The sequence below is a fragment of the Bacillus sp. LLTC93 genome, from assembly GCF_002993125.1.
In the GTDB taxonomy this organism is placed as follows: domain Bacteria; phylum Bacillota; class Bacilli; order Bacillales; family Bacillaceae; genus Bacillus; species Bacillus zhangzhouensis.
The window spans coordinates 167,523-183,632 of the sequence record NZ_PVME01000003.1; the positions used below are offsets into that span (position 1 = coordinate 167,523).

A 16,110-nucleotide genomic window follows, 5' to 3' on the forward strand; every position below is an offset into this window, starting at 1 on the left:
TCACTCCCACTCTTTCAAAATTTGATGATAGGCTTCCTTTGGGTTTTCAGCTTTCGTGATGGACCTTCCGACAACAATTTGTGAAACACCTTGCTCTTTTGCAAAGGCAGGTGTCGCCACACGCTTTTGGTCATCGGTTTGATCATTCGGCAAGCGAATCCCTGGCGTCACAGTGAGAAAGGAAGGTGAGATGTGTTCATGAAGGACTTTAGATTCATGAACAGAGCAAACAACACCGTCAAGTCCACTTTCAAAAGCCAATTGTCCGTAATGCAGCACAGTCTCTTGCAATGGACGATCAATGAGTAATTCTTTGTTCATCATGTCTTCTGATGTACTTGTCAGCTGAGTCACAGCAATGATGCCTGGGCGACTTTGTCCAGCAGGCGTCCCGCTTTCAAGCCCCTCTACCGCAGCGTGCATCATTCGTTTGCCGCCAGCTGCATGCACATTGACCAAATCGACCCCAAGTGCGGCAAGCCGGTTCATCGCTTTTTGCACCGTTGTTGGAATGTCATGTAATTTCAGATCAAGAAATATGCGACAATCTTTTTCTTTTAGCGCGTCAAGGATGGCTGGCCCTTCTTGGTAAAACAGCTCCATACCAACCTTCACAAATAATGGTGTCCCTTCAAAGGGTTCTAAAAAGGCAAGTGCCTCCTGCCCTGATGGAAAATCAAGCGCGATGATGGGCAAGTGCTTCATGGTTCCAGCTCCTTCCGATACATTCCTCTACAGATGAATAACCATAAGCCGCTAACACATTTGGCAGCTCTTCAATGATTTCTGGACAAATAAAAGGGTTCACAAAATTGGCTGTTCCAACAGCAACTGCACTTGCACCTGCTAGTAAAAATTCAAGTACATCTTCAGCACTTTGCACCCCGCCCATCCCAATAATCGGAATAGAAACCGCCTGACTGACCTCATGCACCATTCGAACAGCGACAGGTTTTATAGCTGGACCTGATAATCCGCCTGTTTTATTGGCAAGGATGGGTTTCCCAGTTTTTAAATCTAAACGCATGCCAATTAAGGTATTAATCATGGTGAGCCCATCCGCTCCAGCAGATTCAATCGCACGAGCAATCTCCACAATATTGGCTACGTTAGGAGACAGTTTGACATAGACAGGGACCGAGGAGACTTCCTTGACCGCTTTTGTCAACGACGCTGCCATGTTTGGGTCTGTACCAAATGCAATCCCACCTGTTTTGACATTCGGACAAGAAATATTCAGTTCAAGGGCATGGACATTCTTCGCTTGGCTGATTTGTTTTGCTACTTCAACATAATCATCGACCTGTGAGCCAGCAACGTTTGCAATAATAGGGGTATCAAACTGCTCAAGCCAAGGTAATTCATTTTCAAGCACGCCTTTTAGACCTGGATTTTGAAGACCAATCGCATTAAGCATACCGGCTCCAGTCTCGGCCACCCTTGGTGTTGGGTTGCCAAATCTCGCTTCAAGGGTAGTGGCTTTGATCATGATGCCGCCCAGCATGGATAAATCATATAATGAAGCAAATTCTCTCCCGAATCCAAAGCAGCCTGATGCAGGTATAATCGGATTCTTTAAAGATAAGCCGGGTAATTCAACGTTTAGCATGACAATGCCACCTCCTCTGCTTTAAATACAGGTCCATCAAGACAGACTTTGACGTAAGGTTTTTCGTGCTGATCGGTATGACAGACACAAGCAAAGCACGCACCGATTCCGCAGCCCATTCTTTCTTCCATTGAAATGTAGACAGGCTTATCAGGATACGTGTCTTTCAGTGCTTTTAGCATAGGTGTCGGTCCGCAGGAAAGCAGTACATCAAAGCTCAAATCATTTTCTTCGATCACACCTGTCACAAAACCTTTTGAGCCGTACGTTCCATCAACAGTCGCGATATAAGTATCGCCAAGTGCTTGAAATTTCCCCTCATAAAATACATCCTTTTTCGATTGAAAGCCGAGGACATGCTTCACGATGACGCCTTTTTTCGTTAAACGCTTGGACAGCTCATATAGCGGCGGTACACCAATTCCTCCACCGACTAGTAATGCCGTCTGACCAGGCTGGACAACTGAAGGGTCATAACCGTTCCCAAGCGGCCCTAATACATCGACTGATTCTCCCGCCCGCTTTTGGGAGAGGAGCTTTGTGCCCTCTCCTTCTGCGCGGTAAATGATGGTTGCTTCTTTTTGCTCGGCATGAATGTTGGCAATACTGATCGGTCTTCTCAGCAGCGGTGTCATGGATTCGCTGACCTTTATATGAAGAAACTGTCCAGCCGTTTGAAATGAGTCCACAAGGTCACCTTTTAATGTCATTTCGTAAATATGATCAGCGATCTCTCGGTTCGAGACGACCGTCAAGTATGCTTTTTTCATATCGTTACTGTCACCTCAGCATTCGTTTTCACTTCTGGCATTTCGTCTGCTCTAAATGTCATGCTCTCAAGCACTCTTAAAATGGCTTCTGCTGTATCTAGTGACGTTAAGCAAGCCACTCCATTTTCAACAGATTCACGTCTAATTCTAAATCCGTCTCTTGCCGGCTGCTTTCCTTTTGTCAGGGTATTGATGACAAATTGGGCTTCACCGTTTCGAATCACATCGAGAAGATTCTTTCCTTCTTCTCCTATTTTGCCGACCACACTTGATGGAATGGAGGCTTGTTTTAAGTAATTAGCCGTTCCTTCTGTCGCTAAAATATGATAACCGATGGAATGGAATCTTCTTGCAATCTCTAGCCCTTCCTCTTTATCCTTGTCAGCCACTGTGAGGAGAACCGTTCCGTCTTTTGGAATTTGAATCCCTGATGCAATCAACCCTTTGTAGAGGGCTTTTTCGATTGTGACATCTTTCCCCATGACTTCACCTGTTGATTTCATTTCAGGCCCAAGTGTAATATCCACTCTTCTTAGTTTTGCAAAAGAGAAGACTGGGACTTTGACGTATACCCCTTCTTGTTCGGTGTGAAGCCCTTCTTTGTAGCCATAGTTTTTGAGCTTGTCGCCTAAAATGACTTTTGTCGCTAGGTTTGCCATTGGAATGCCCGTAATTTTACTTAAGAATGGGACAGTCCGGCTTGAACGCGGATTCACTTCAAGGACGAACACTTCTCCTTTTGATAGAACAAATTGAATGTTAAGCAGCCCTATAATGTTGAGTCCTTTTGCGAGTTTAATCGTGTATTCTGCGATCTTCGCTTTGATGTCCTCAGACAATGTTTGCGGGGGATAGACCGCAATGGAGTCACCAGAGTGAACTCCAGCTCTTTCAATATGTTCCATAATGCCTGGGATCACGACAGTTTCTCCGTCAGACACGGCATCTACTTCAATTTCTTTTCCTGTCAAATACTTGTCAATTAACACTGGGTGCTGCGGATTGACTTTCACCGCATTCTCCATATAGTGAAGGAGCTCGGCTTCTTGGTAAACAATTTCCATCGCACGACCGCCTAATACATAGGAAGGACGGACAAGGACTGGGTAGCCGATCTGATTCGCAATCGCTACCGCCTCCGGCACAGACGTAGCTGTTTTTCCTTTTGGCTGCGGCACGCCGAGTGCTTCTAATGTTTGTTCAAACTTGTCACGGTTTTCTGCGCGGTCCAGGTCTTCAAGCGACGTTCCTAGAATCTTAACCCCTCTATTCGATAATTCATCTGCTAAGTTGATCGCTGTTTGTCCGCCGAACTGAACAACGACACCTTCAGGTTGTTCAAGGTCGATGATATGCATCACATCTTCTACAGTAAGTGGTTCAAAGTAAAGCTTATCTGAAATACTGAAGTCTGTTGAGACCGTTTCAGGGTTGTTGTTTATAATGATGGCTTCATAACCTGCTTGTTTGATCGCCCACACAGAATGAACGGTTGCATAATCAAACTCAACCCCTTGTCCAATTCGGATTGGACCTGAACCTAACACGATGACGCTTTTCTTGTCTGTACGTTCTGATTCATTTTCATCTTCATACGTGCTGTAGAAATATGGCGTCTCTGATTCAAATTCTGCCGCACATGTATCCACCATTTTGTATACAGGTACAATGCCTGCATCTTGTCTTAGCTTGTAGACATCCGCTTCTTTCATATTCCACTCGCGGCTAATGTAGATGTCTGAGAAGCCTTTATCTTTCGCTTCTTTTAATACGTCTGTATTGCCTTTGTTTTCTTTTAATGTCTTTTCAAATGCGATGATTCCTTCCAGCTTATGAAGGAAGAAGAAATCAATTTTTGAGAATTCATGTATTTGTTCGACTGTATAGCCTCTTCTAAGCGCCTCAGCGATATAAAATAATCGTTCGTCTCCCGCTTTAATAATCCGTTTTTCAAGCACTTCGTTTGTAATGTCTGCTTCATCTTTTAATTCAATGTGATGCACATCGGCTTCAAGTGAACGTACAGCCTTTAAAAGAGACTCTTCTAATGTACGGCCGATCGCCATGACTTCACCGGTTGCTTTCATTTGCGTACCAAGACGTCTGTTGGCAGATTCAAATTTGTCAAACGGCCAGCGCGGGATTTTTGAAACGATATAGTCAAGTGCTGGCTCGAAGGCTGCATATGTTTTACCTGTCACTGGGTTCATCATCTCATCAAGCGTTAAGCCTACAGCAATTTTCGCTGCAAGTTTCGCAATTGGATAGCCTGTTGCTTTAGACGCAAGCGCAGAGGAACGGCTCACGCGCGGGTTTACTTCGATGATATAGTATTGAAAGCTATTCGGATCAAGTGCCAGCTGTACGTTACAGCCGCCTTCAATGCCAAGTGCACGGATGAGCTTGAGTGACACATTACGAAGCAGCTGATATTCACGGTCACTTAACGTTTGGCTTGGTGCGACGACAATGCTGTCACCAGTATGGATGCCGACTGGGTCAAAGTTTTCCATGTTACAAACAACGATCGCATGGTCACTGCTATCACGCATGACTTCATATTCAATTTCTTTAAAGCCTGCAATACTCTTTTCAAGCAAACATTGTGTGACTGGGCTTAGCTTCAATCCGTTTTCAACGATTTCTTTCAATTCTTGCTCGTTTGTACAAATTCCGCCGCCCGTTCCGCCTAATGTATAAGCTGGTCTGACAATGACAGGGAAACCAATTTGATTCGTGAACGCCATCGCTTCTTCAAGATTATGAATGATTTCACTTTCTGGGACAGGTTCATTTAGTTCATTCATCAGATTACGGAATAAATCTCTGTCCTCAGCTTTTTGAATAGCTGAGAGCTTTGTTCCGAGTACTTCAACGCCGCATTCAGCGAGTACGCCAAGATCTGATAATTCAACAGCGAGGTTCAGTCCAGTTTGTCCGCCAAGTGTTGGTAAGATCGCATCAGGGCGTTCCTTTCGAATGATTCGTGTTAAGAATTCTGGTGTCAGTGGTTCGATGTATACCTTGTCGGCCATTTCTGTATCTGTCATAATCGTCGCAGGATTTGAATTCACAAGAACGACTTCATAGCCCTCTTCTTTTAGTGCTAGGCAAGCCTGTGTGCCTGCATAGTCAAACTCCGCTGCCTGACCGATGATGATTGGACCTGATCCGATTACTAAAATCTTTTTGATATCTACGCGTTTTGGCATACTTCTTCCCCTTCTTTCTCAGTCATCTGAATCATTTCCATGAACTCGTCAAATAAGTAGTTCGCATCTTCTGGACCCGGTGATGCTTCTGGGTGATACTGCACAGTGAATGCTGGCGCTTCTTTATGTTTTAATCCTTCAATCGTATTGTCATTTAGAGCAATATGGGTTACTTCGAGCAAGTCTTCATTAATAGCACTTACCGTGTAGCCATGGTTTTGAGACGTCAAGGTCACCTTGCCACTTGCTAGTTCTTTGACTGGGTGATTTGATCCTCTGTGACCGAATTTCATTTTTTCTGTACTTGCGCCGCACGCAAGAGCGAATAACTGATGTCCTAGACAAATCCCAAAGAGTGGTACCTGACCGATCAATTGCTGAATCATTTCAACTGCTTCTGGTACATCCACTGGGTCCCCAGGGCCGTTTGATAGCATGATTCCGTCAGGCTTTAACTGCAGCACTTCATCTGCAGTGATATTGTATGGCACCACAATAACATCACAGTCTCGTTTATTGAGCTCGCGCAAAATGCCGTGCTTCATTCCGAAATCGACAAGCACTATTCTTTTTCCTCTTCCTGGGCTTGGGTACGCATTTTTCACAGATACTTGACTCACTTGATCTGTGGGCAGCTGCAATGTTTGAAGTCGGCGCACAACGTCTTCCACTTGTTCATCTGACCCTGCAAAAGCCCCTCTTAATGTTCCTGCACTTCGAATCATTCTTGTCAGCTTCCGTGTATCGATTCCGCTAAGACCGGGAATGTTTTTCATTTTTAAGTATTCATCGAGTGAGTATGAAGAGCGCCAGTTTGAGGGCTTTTCACAAAGTTCTTTCACAATCAGCCCTTTCACAAACGGTGTGATTGATTCAAAATCATCACGGTTAATGCCATAGTTACCGATGAGCGGGTAAGTGAGTGTGACAATTTGTCCGCAGTATGATGGATCAGATAAAATTTCTTGATAGCCCGTCATCCCTGTATTAAAGACGACTTCTCCGACTGACGGTTCTAAGCTGCCAAAGCCTGTTCCTTCGAATACTGTTCCGTTTTCTAGCACTAAGCGTCTCTTCATTTTACTAGTCTCCCCTCTTCATAAACGACCTTTCCAGATGCGAGTGTCATGACTGGCCATCCTGATACAGTCAATTTGTCAAACGGTGTATTTTGTCCTTTAGATAAGAAACTTTTTTTATCGATTGCCATTTCTTTGTTTAAATCAATGAGTGTGATATCAGCTACTTGACCCTCTTCTAACTTTCCGTACGGAAGGGAGAAGGCTTCTGCTGGTTTAATTGTCATATAATCAACGAGTTCTTTTAATGTCCATTCGCCTGTTTTCACAAATCGTGTGTACAAAAGCGGGAACGCCGTTTCAAGTCCTACAATCCCAAAAGGTGCACGCTGCATCGTTTCGTTTTTTTCTTCTTCTGTATGCGGAGCATGATCTGTTGCGATGAAATCAATTGTGCCATCTAAAAGTCCCTCAATCAGCGCCTCGCGATCCTCTTTTCCTCTTAGCGGCGGGTTCATTTTATAGTTTGTATCAAGACCCGGGATGTCCGTATCACATAGAAGCAGGTGATGCGGTGATACCTCAGCCGTTACACGAATGCCTGCTTTTTTCGCATCGCGCACGACTCGAACAGATTCTTTTGTACTGATATGACATACATGATAATGACAGTTCGCTGCTTCTGCTAAGAGGACATCTCTTGCAATATGCACAGATTCACAAATTGATGGTATTCCGTTTAACCCATTTGCTTGTGAAAATTCTCCTTCATGAACGCATCCTCCGTAAATGAGCGAGTTATCTTCACAGTGCGCCACAATCGCTTGATCAAGGCTTGCTGCCTTTTTCATCGCTTCGTACATCATGCCAGCTGTTTGGATGCCAACACCATCATCCGTAAATGCAAAGGCACCAGCTTCTTTTAAGGCTGCAAAGTCTGTCATCTCTTCGCCAATTTGCCTTGTTGTAATCGAGGCGTATGGCAGCACTCTCACAGATGAGGTCTCTTCGATTCGATTCATGAGCCATTCCATTTGTTCTTTTGTATCTGGCACTGGCCGTGTATTCGGCATGGCTGCAATTGTCGTATATCCACCTCTTGCTGCTGCCTTAGAGCCTGTTTCAATCGTTTCCTTTTTCTCGCCGCCTGGCTCTCTTAAGTGCACATGCAGATCAATCAAGCCTGGTGACACAAACAGTCCAGCTGCATCAATGATCTCTTCTCCGTCTTCTCTTTCTAAATGACCAATCGCTTGAATCACTTTTCCTTCTACCCTAATATCCTGCTGCACTCTTTCCCCTGTGCTTGTTAAGATAAAACCGTTTTTAATGAGATATGACATAGACAGAATCTCTCCCTTTTTGATGTAGTCTGTTATTTTGAAAAGCTCTTTTTAAAACAGCCATTCGGATATACACGCCATTTTCCATTTGTTTGAAAATTCTTGACTGCTCGGATTCTACTAAAGAATCCTCTATTTCAACACCTCTGTTCACCGGTGCTGGATGCATAATAATGGCTCGTTCTTTCATTTTGCTTGCCCGATCTACTGTTAATCCATAAGTAGATAAGTAATCGTCACTGCCCATCTTTTCTGCGTGCCGTTCATGCTGAATTCTTAGCAGCATCACCACATCAGAGTGTTTGATGGCTTCATCTACTTGGACATACGTTCCGTGAGGATTTTGTTCATCTTGGAAGGAGACTGGTCCTGAAAAGAGCACTGTTGCTCCAAGTCTTGAAAGAACCTCAGCATTCGACCTCGCCACCCTGCTATGTTTGATATCTCCATGAATCGAAATCGTTAAGCCTTCAAACCCGCCAAACTCTTCGAAGATGGTCATCAGGTCAAGCAGTGATTGTGTCGGGTGCTGCCCGCAGCCATCTCCAGCATTGATGATGGGAATCCCGACTTTTCCGATTAGCTCGTTGTAATATTCGTCAGTGCTGTCGCGAATGACACACGCCTTGACTCCAATGGATTCTAGCGTTTTCACCGTATCGTAAAGCGTCTCTCCCTTTTGAACTGAGGTACTTGCCGCATCTAGACTAAGCACATTCATTCCGAGTTTCTTTTCGGCTACTTCGAAGCTAAAACGTGTTCTTGTACTTGGTTCAAAGAAGAGGTTCGCTACAAATTCTCCAGCTAAGCTATGTTCCTGCTTCCCTTTTTTCAGTGCGGATGCTTCTTCAATCAGCTGTAAAATCTCTTCCTTAGATAAGCTACTCATTGTCGATAGATCATTCATTTTTCTTCCCCCTCTAGTTTTTCATCACTTTCAGGTTCAAAAAAACCCTAAGCCTCGGCAGCTTAGGGTTCTCCAAAAGAAGCAGCGGCACTTTCGCACAATCTGCTCATTTTAGAACCCTTGTCAGCCTCACTGGACTTCTTTTAAAAGGTTTTCTGTATTCGATTCATTTGACTCGTTATCCTCCGCTTTCTGGTGCGGCAGGATGAGATTTAACAGGACGCCCGTAATTGCAGCGAGTGCCATTCCAGATAGTGTGAGGTTGATTTGTTTCACCTCAATGAATGCCCCGCCAATTCCGATGACTAAGATGACAGATGCGATAATGAGATTACGCTTTTCTTCAAAATTCACTTTATGATCAATCAGGATTCTCAGGCCGCTTGAGGCAATGATCCCAAAAAGCAGGAACGAAACGCCTCCCATGACCGCGGACGGCACTGTACTGATTAATGCTGACATTTTCCCAACAAAGCCGAAGCAGATCGCAAATACTGCTGCTCCGCCGATGACGAAGATACTGAACACTCTTGTGATGGCAAGTACGCCAATGTTCTCCCCATAAGTCGTTGTTGGAGGGCCACCAATGAGTGAAGCGAAAATGGTCGCCGCACTGTCTCCTAAAATGGAGCGGTGAAGACCTGGTTTTTTAATAAAATCTTGCCCCACAACCTTGCTTAACACCACTTGGTGACCGATATGCTCAGACATGGTCACAAAGGCAACCGGCACCATGACTGTGAGAATGCTTAACGTCACAGCAGGTGTATAGTCGACAAATGGTACGACGAAGTCTGGTACAGCAAACCATTTTGCGTCAATAACCGGCTGGAAATTCACAATGCCCTGCGTTAAGGCAAAGAGATAGCCGCTAATAATACCGATTAATACTGGGATCAGGCTAAGAAATCCTCTTAGGAAGATCATGCTGATAATCGTGACCGCTAGTGTAAAGCCCGCTACCATCAAGTGCTTTAGGCTGTATACAAGCTCGGTCGCATTCGGATCGGCATACATCGCCATGTTGACAGCTGTTCCAGCGAGTCCAAGTCCGATCACCATAATGACTGGTCCTACGACGACAGGCGGTAGAAGCTTCATCAGCCAGCCTGTGCCTAACCATTTAATGAATAGTGCAATGAGCGCATAAGCCACACCCGCCATGAAGGCACCAACCATTGCGGCTCCAGGGCCGCCTGTTGCTTTGACATTCAATATGGGGGCGATAAAGGCAAAGGACGATCCAAGATACGCCGGAATTTGTCCTCTTGTGATGATTAAGTAAACAATGGTTCCAACACCGCTTGAGATGAGCGCGACTGCTGGACTCATGTCAATAATTTTTGGTACAAGAATGGTCGCACCAAACATGGCAAACAAATGCTGAAGGCTAAGTGATAGCCATGTGAACGGTTTTGGGATATCTCGAATGCCTAAATTGGCTTTTTGCTGACTCATGATTTTCCTCCTAGATGTGTCCTTTTTCATTAAAAAAGCCTCTTTGCGAGTATGCGCAAAGAGGCCTAGAAAAACCGTACACGTCATGGAGCTGTGTGCTCGGTGTCTCTGTTATTGCCCTCTTTGCAAACTCTCTGGAATGCATTTAAAAAGGTTATTTTTCATATATAGCGACAAGGTCGTTTTGATCTACTTCATTGAGCTGAACCATGACGGTTTCTGCTTTTGATGTCGGGATGTTTTTCCCGATATAATCCGCTCGAATAGGCAACTCCCGGTGTCCCCGGTCGACTAGAACAGCAAGCTGGATAGAAGACGGTCTGCCTACATCCACAAGAGCATCCATTGCCGCTCTTACGGTTCTGCCTGTAAACAAGACATCGTCAACGACGATGAGTGTTTTGTCATTAATGTCAGCTGGAATGTCTGCTCCCTTTACAAGTGGGTCTTGGTTGTCTGTCTTTTTTGTCAGGTCATCACGGTATAGTGTAATATCAAGTTCACCCACAGTGACTGGATTTCCTTCAATTTGCTCAATGCGCTCTGCAAGGCGCTTTGCAAGATGAATGCCTCTTGTCTTGATCCCAGCAAGGATGACATCCTTCATCCCTTTGTTGCGCTCAATCATTTCATGTGCAATTCGGGTAAGCGCTCGTCTTATCGCTTGTTCATCAAGAATGACTGCTTTTTGTTCCATCTTCTACACCTCTTTTTGACAAATAAAAAGCCCCTTCTGCAAAGGGCAGAGAGGGGCGTTCATTTGTGCATACACGTGCACAAATTGATCCGTTATCCTTCTCAGCCTCTCTGGACTGTTTTAAAGAATCTCAATTTCTTTGTTTATTATTTCAAAAAAAGAACGGCCTGTCAATCGTTATTTCTTAATGAATCGATAAAAGCTTGCATATCAGCTGGAATTGGTGCTGTGAACTCGATGTATTCTCCTGTTCTAGGATGATCAAATCCTAAAACTCCTGCATGTAGCAGCTGCCCATTGAAATCGACTGTTTTTCTCGGGCCATATTTCGGGTCTCCTGCAAGAGGATAGCCAATATATTTCATATGAACACGAATTTGGTGTGTTCTTCCTGTTTCAAGACGGCATTCAACAACAGTAAAATCTTGAAAGCGTTCAAGCACGTCAAAATGAGTGACCGCCTGCTTTGCGTTTTCTTTTGTGACCGTCATGCTTTGGCGGTCTTTTTTGTCTCTGCCAATTGGTGCATCAATTGTTCCTGTATCATGCTGGATGATGCCATGGACAACTGCGGTATATTTTCTTGTGACGGTCTTAGCAACTAGCTGATTGACGAGTGATTCGTGCGCCATATCATTTTTAGCGACCATTAACAGACCAGACGTATCTTTATCAATGCGGTGGACAATTCCAGGTCTCATCACACCATTAATACCTGATAAGTCATTGCAATGTGCCATGAGGCCATTCACAAGCGTTCCTGACACATGGCCTGGTGCTGGATGAACGACCATTCCTCGTGGTTTATTCACCACTAGCACATCTTCATCCTCATAATAAATATCAAGATCCATTGATTCTGCTTCTACATCAAGTGCTTCTGGATCTGGAATCTCCACTTTGATTTGATCTCCAGCTTGGACTTTGTAATTCGCTTTCACTTGTTTCCCGTTTACTTCGATGAGCCCATCCTTTACCCACTGCTGAACTTGGGTTCTTGACCATTCTGGTTCTGTCATGCTTAAAAATTTATCAAGCCGTTCACTTGTTTGTTCTTCTGCAACGGCAATGTTTACTTGATTCATGTAGTTGACTCCTTATTTTTCTTTCCATCTAAAAGCATTTGAATGAAGAGCAGAATAACCCCTACACATAAAGAAGAATCTGCAATGTTAAAGATTGGATAATGATAATTCCCAAATACGAAATGAGCAAAATCAACCACTTCCTGACGGAAAATGCGGTCGATAAAGTTTCCAATTGCTCCGCCAAGCATTAAGGCTAGCGCTACTCCAAGCAGCTTGTCCTTTTGTCCATGCTTTTGCAAGTAATAAATAATTCCCGCAATAACAACGAGTGTGATCACATAGAAAAACCACATTTGTCCTTGGAGAATACCCCATGCGGCTCCTGAATTACGGTGAGACGTGATATAAAAGAATCCATCAATCACTGGAATAGAATCTCCGAGCATCATATGTTTGACAATGAGCCATTTTGTTAATTGATCTAAACAAATCATAACGAATGCGATTATGTAATAGAACACACACGTTCCTCCATCTTCATACTTTGATCTTTAAGCATTTTATCAAGAAAACAGGAAGGAGTAAAGAAACTTTAGTTGACAGACAAAAACCTCCCTACATGTGGAAGGCTTCAAAATGAGAATCGTTTGAATCGTGAGGATAAGGAGTGAATGCTTTTTTCTCGTATTGCTTATGATATAAAAAGTCTTCAGTCGTGCGGGCTGTAGGAAGAATACTCATTTGTTCAAGTGGGATTGCAAGACCTGTTGCTTCACATACGCCATAGGTTCCTTGCTCAATTTTTGCAATAGCGAGCGACACATCTTGCAGCTCTTCTTTGATGTGAAAAAGAAGCGTTGTCGTTTTAGCTTCATTCAATGTGACATGGTCATCGGGTGAACGAAATGATGCATATTCAAACAGTTTAGATTGCAGTTCTTCTTTTATTTGAAGGAGTTCCATGTAAATCGTCTCTAGATCGCCATTCATGTCGCTATTTCAACTCCTGCCCTGTCGTGATAATCATATTGTTACCTCGCCTGTTCACTTTAAAGCCATAAGATTTTTCCTTTCGTTCTAAACGCTGTCATTTTCTCAGAATAGAAAACGCCCCGCATATGGCGGGGCGCTAGTTGGTGATATCGCACTGTTAATTTTGGTAATATTTCTCCACAATTTCAGCATTTTTAAGCGACAATGTTGGGTATTTCGGATTTGCACCAACATCTTTAGAAATAATGCGGGAACGTTCGCACAGTTCTCCTTCTGCTTTTTGAACCACAATTCGTCCTGATGTGTATTCAGTTGCTGATGCATCTTCATTCTGCTTATCTTCTACCGTTAGTTCAGAGATGATAAAGAGCTGCTTCACATCTTCTTTAATGGATGCAAGAAGGTTTTTCACTTCATCTGTCGCGTAAAGTGTCACACTTGCTTCAAGTGAACGTCCGATGACTTTTTCGTTACGTGCAATCTCTAGCGCTTTAAGGACATCGTCACGCACTTCCATAAAGCGGTCGAACTTCGCTTCTGTCGCTTCTGCTTGAGGAACTGCCACACCTTCTGGCATATCTGTTAACTGAACACTTGGCTCTTCAACAAAGCTTAAGTGGCTCCATAACTCATCTGCTGTATGCGGAAGAATTGGTGCAGTCAGCTTCACTAACGCCATTAATGTTTCGTAGAAGACGGTCTGCATGCTGCGGCGGTCTGGATGATCTGCATGCTCAATGTACACCACATCTTTTGCAAAATCGAGATAGAAAGAGCTTAACTCAATCGTACAGAAATTGTGAATCGCATGATATACGACTGCAAATTCGTAGTCGTCATATGCTTTTTTCACTTTATCAATTAATTTGTTTAATTTGATCAAAATATATTGGTCCACTTCACGAAGCTCTTCTACTGGCACGGCATGAACTGCTGGCTCAAAGTCAAAGAGGTTGCCATGCAGGAAGCGGAAGGTGTTACGAATTTTACGGTACACTTCTGCTACTTGTTTTAGAATATCGTCAGACACTGGGTGATCGGCTTGATAGTTAACAGAAGATACCCAAAGTCTAAGAATCTCCGCACCAAGCTGTTTCGCCACCTTCGTTGGATCAATCGTATTACCTAATGATTTACTCATTTTGCGTCCTTCTTTATCAAGCGTGAAGCCATGGCTTAAGACACCTTTATATGGTGCTTTCCCAGTGACAGCCACCGCTGTTGATAAGGATGAGTTAAACCAGCCGCGATATTGGTCAGAGCCTTCAAGGTAAAGGTCTGCCGGACGGACAAGGTCATCTCTTTCTTCTAAAACGGCTTGGTGAGAAGAACCTGAATCAAACCATACATCCATGATGTCTTGCTCTTTTGTGAATTCGCCGTTCGGGCTGCCTGGATGTGTAAAGCCTTCTGGCAATAATTCCTTCGCTTCTTTTTCAAACCAAATATTTGAACCATGCTCTCTAAATAATTGAGATACGTGCTGAATCGTTTCGTCCGTGATGATCGGCACACCACTTTCGGCATAAAAGACCGGAATTGGAACGCCCCATACACGCTGTCTTGAAATGCACCAGTCACCTCTGTCACGTACCATATTGAATAGGCGTGTTTCGCCCCATGCTGGCACCCATTTCGTTTCTTTAATATTGTCTAATAGTGCTTCTCTGAAATCTTTAATCGATGCAAACCACTGAGCTGTTGCACGATAAATTGTTGGCTTTTTCGTTCTCCAGTCATGCGGGTAAGAGTGCGTGATAAAGTCGAGCTTTTTCAGCGCGCCTTTTGCTTCAAGCTGTTCTGTGATCGCTTTATTGGCATCCTCGTAGAATAGTCCTTCAAAACCAGGCGCTTCTTCTGTCATCACGCCCTTTTCATCTACTGGACAAAGCACATCAAGACCGTACTTCATACTAACGATAAAGTCATCTTCCCCGTGTCCTGGTGCTGTGTGAACACAGCCTGTTCCTGCATCCGTTGTCACGTGATCGCCAAGCATCACAAGAGAATCTCTACCGTAAATTGGATGCTCTGCAACGATGGTATCTAATTCTTTTCCTTTTAGTGTTTTCACGACTTCATACTCTTCAAAGCCAAGAGTTTTTGCCACTTGTTCAGCCAGCTCAGATGCGACAACATAACGCTCATCTCCAACTTTGAGCACACTGTACTCTAGGTTTGGATGAACACAAATGCCAAGGTTTGCAGGAAGAGTCCAAGGTGTTGTTGTCCAGATGATGAATTGTTCGCCGTTTTCAAGTACGCCTTTTCCATCTTTCACTTTAAATGATACGTAAATGGATGGTGAACGTTTGTCTTTATATTCAATTTCCGCTTCAGCAAGAGCTGACTCACTTGAAGGAGACCAGTTAACCGGCTTTAGTCCTTTGTAGATATAGCCTCTTTTCGCCATTTCACCGAAGACAAGAATTTGCTGCGCTTCGTATTCAGGCTTTAACGTCACATACGGATTGTCCCAGTCTGCTCTTACGCCTAATCGCTTAAACTGATTGCGCTGACCGTCGATTTGCTTCCAAGCATACTCTTCGCATAATTTACGGAATTCTGCTGTAGACATTTCCTTACGTTTGACTTTTTTATTTTTAGTAAGAGCCGTTTCAATTGGTAAACCGTGTGTATCCCAGCCCGGTACGTATGGTGCGTGGAACCCATTCATCGATTTAAAACGGACAATAAAATCTTTTAGGATTTTATTGAGTGCGTGCCCCATATGAATGTCACCATTCGCATATGGAGGTCCATCATGCAAAATAAAGGTCGGGCGTCCTTTTGTCCGCTCTAAGACCATTTGGTAGATGTCTTTTTCTGCCCACTCCTCTTGGATTTCAGGCTCTTTGTTTGGCAAGTTCCCTCTCATTGGGAATTCTGTTTTCGGCATTAATAAGGTGTCTTTGTAGTTCATACCCATTCCTCCATATGCAAATTCGTATTAAAAAACAATAAAAAAAGCCCTCTCATCCCATAAGGGACGAGAAGGCTTGTCTCGCGGTACCACCCTTTTAGACAAGCGATATAAAACAGCCGCTTATCCACTCTAAAATCGTAACGTGATC

13 protein-coding genes and 1 other annotated feature (1 of these 14 cut by a window edge) are annotated in these 16,110 nt (G+C 43.9%); all 13 genes read right to left on the reverse strand.

The genetic code is table 11. The features are described from left to right. The 13 genes from pyrF to ileS all read right to left on the reverse strand — a co-directional run bounded on the left by pyrF (position 1) and on the right by ileS (position 15,959). Positions 1-705: an orotidine-5'-phosphate decarboxylase gene (gene pyrF, locus C6W18_RS10310; RefSeq protein ID WP_105927518.1), complete on the reverse strand. Its 705-nt coding sequence runs from the start codon at positions 703-705 to the stop codon at positions 1-3. After that, the gene (locus C6W18_RS10315; protein ID WP_034317913.1) at positions 677-1,609 is read right to left on the reverse strand and encodes a dihydroorotate dehydrogenase; all 933 of its coding nucleotides are present in this window, start codon (positions 1,607-1,609) and stop codon (positions 677-679) included. Before C6W18_RS10315 ends, pyrF begins: the two co-directional genes overlap by 29 nt. Then, on the reverse strand, positions 1,603-2,379 hold the full coding sequence (locus tag C6W18_RS10320; protein WP_105927519.1) for a dihydroorotate dehydrogenase electron transfer subunit: 777 nt from the start codon (positions 2,377-2,379) through the stop codon (positions 1,603-1,605). The genes C6W18_RS10315 and C6W18_RS10320 overlap by 7 nt, the downstream gene beginning before the upstream one ends. Beyond that, positions 2,376-5,591 (reverse strand): carbamoyl-phosphate synthase (glutamine-hydrolyzing) large subunit, encoded by a 3,216-nt coding sequence (gene carB, locus C6W18_RS10325; RefSeq protein ID WP_105927520.1) that lies wholly within the window; start codon positions 5,589-5,591, stop codon positions 2,376-2,378. Before carB ends, C6W18_RS10320 begins: the two co-directional genes overlap by 4 nt. After that, entirely contained in the window at positions 5,576-6,670 is a 1,095-nt protein-coding gene (locus C6W18_RS10330) for a carbamoyl phosphate synthase small subunit (protein ID WP_105927521.1), read from the reverse strand. Before C6W18_RS10330 ends, carB begins: the two co-directional genes overlap by 16 nt. Further along, positions 6,667-7,953: a dihydroorotase gene (locus C6W18_RS10335; RefSeq protein WP_034317924.1), complete on the reverse strand. Its 1,287-nt coding sequence runs from the start codon at positions 7,951-7,953 to the stop codon at positions 6,667-6,669. The genes C6W18_RS10330 and C6W18_RS10335 overlap by 4 nt, the downstream gene beginning before the upstream one ends. Further along, complete coding sequence (locus C6W18_RS10340; protein ID WP_105927522.1) at positions 7,937-8,860, reverse strand: aspartate carbamoyltransferase catalytic subunit; 924 nt, start codon at positions 8,858-8,860, stop codon at positions 7,937-7,939. Before C6W18_RS10340 ends, C6W18_RS10335 begins: the two co-directional genes overlap by 17 nt. A gap of 129 nt (positions 8,861-8,989) precedes the next feature. After that, on the reverse strand, positions 8,990-10,318 hold the full coding sequence (locus C6W18_RS10345) for a solute carrier family 23 protein (RefSeq protein ID WP_099725923.1): 1,329 nt from the start codon (positions 10,316-10,318) through the stop codon (positions 8,990-8,992). A gap of 154 nt (positions 10,319-10,472) precedes the next feature. Next, positions 10,473-11,015 carry a bifunctional pyr operon transcriptional regulator/uracil phosphoribosyltransferase PyrR gene (gene pyrR / locus C6W18_RS10350; RefSeq protein WP_024424234.1) on the reverse strand — a complete coding sequence of 181 codons (543 nt, stop codon included), beginning with the start codon at positions 11,013-11,015 and terminating at the stop codon, positions 10,473-10,475. Positions 11,016-11,185: 170 nt separating this feature from the next. Continuing rightward, the gene (locus C6W18_RS10355; RefSeq protein ID WP_105927523.1) at positions 11,186-12,100 is read right to left on the reverse strand and encodes an RluA family pseudouridine synthase; all 915 of its coding nucleotides are present in this window, start codon (positions 12,098-12,100) and stop codon (positions 11,186-11,188) included. Continuing rightward, complete coding sequence (gene lspA, locus C6W18_RS10360) at positions 12,097-12,564, reverse strand: signal peptidase II (protein WP_034317932.1); 468 nt, start codon at positions 12,562-12,564, stop codon at positions 12,097-12,099. Before lspA ends, C6W18_RS10355 begins: the two co-directional genes overlap by 4 nt. 94 nt (positions 12,565-12,658) lie before the next feature. Then, positions 12,659-13,033, reverse strand: coding sequence for a TraR/DksA C4-type zinc finger protein (locus C6W18_RS10365; protein ID WP_034317934.1), 375 nt, complete (start codon positions 13,031-13,033; stop codon positions 12,659-12,661). A gap of 160 nt (positions 13,034-13,193) precedes the next feature. Beyond that, positions 13,194-15,959, reverse strand: coding sequence for an isoleucine--tRNA ligase (gene ileS, locus C6W18_RS10370; protein ID WP_105927524.1), 2,766 nt, complete (start codon positions 15,957-15,959; stop codon positions 13,194-13,196). 59 nt (positions 15,960-16,018) lie between these two features. Then, positions 16,019-16,110, reverse strand: a binding site (T-box leader); it runs 146 nt beyond the window's last position.

Coding starts and splice junctions, on each gene's coding strand:
- pyrF (WP_105927518.1), bottom strand. CDS start 705: ATGAAGCACTTGCCCATCATCGCGCTTGATTTTCCATCAGGGCAGGAG.
- C6W18_RS10315 (WP_034317913.1), bottom strand. CDS start 1,609: ATGCTAAACGTTGAATTACCCGGCTTATCTTTAAAGAATCCGATTATA.
- C6W18_RS10320 (WP_105927519.1), bottom strand. CDS start 2,379: ATGAAAAAAGCATACTTGACGGTCGTCTCGAACCGAGAGATCGCTGAT.
- carB (WP_105927520.1), bottom strand. CDS start 5,591: ATGCCAAAACGCGTAGATATCAAAAAGATTTTAGTAATCGGATCAGGT.
- C6W18_RS10330 (WP_105927521.1), bottom strand. CDS start 6,670: ATGAAGAGACGCTTAGTGCTAGAAAACGGAACAGTATTCGAAGGAACA.
- C6W18_RS10335 (WP_034317924.1), bottom strand. CDS start 7,953: ATGTCATATCTCATTAAAAACGGTTTTATCTTAACAAGCACAGGGGAA.
- C6W18_RS10340 (WP_105927522.1), bottom strand. CDS start 8,860: ATGAATGATCTATCGACAATGAGTAGCTTATCTAAGGAAGAGATTTTA.
- C6W18_RS10345 (WP_099725923.1), bottom strand. CDS start 10,318: ATGAGTCAGCAAAAAGCCAATTTAGGCATTCGAGATATCCCAAAACCG.
- pyrR (WP_024424234.1), bottom strand. CDS start 11,015: ATGGAACAAAAAGCAGTCATTCTTGATGAACAAGCGATAAGACGAGCG.
- C6W18_RS10355 (WP_105927523.1), bottom strand. CDS start 12,100: ATGAATCAAGTAAACATTGCCGTTGCAGAAGAACAAACAAGTGAACGG.
- C6W18_RS10365 (WP_034317934.1), bottom strand. CDS start 13,033: ATGAATGGCGATCTAGAGACGATTTACATGGAACTCCTTCAAATAAAA.
- ileS (WP_105927524.1), bottom strand. CDS start 15,959: ATGAACTACAAAGACACCTTATTAATGCCGAAAACAGAATTCCCAATG.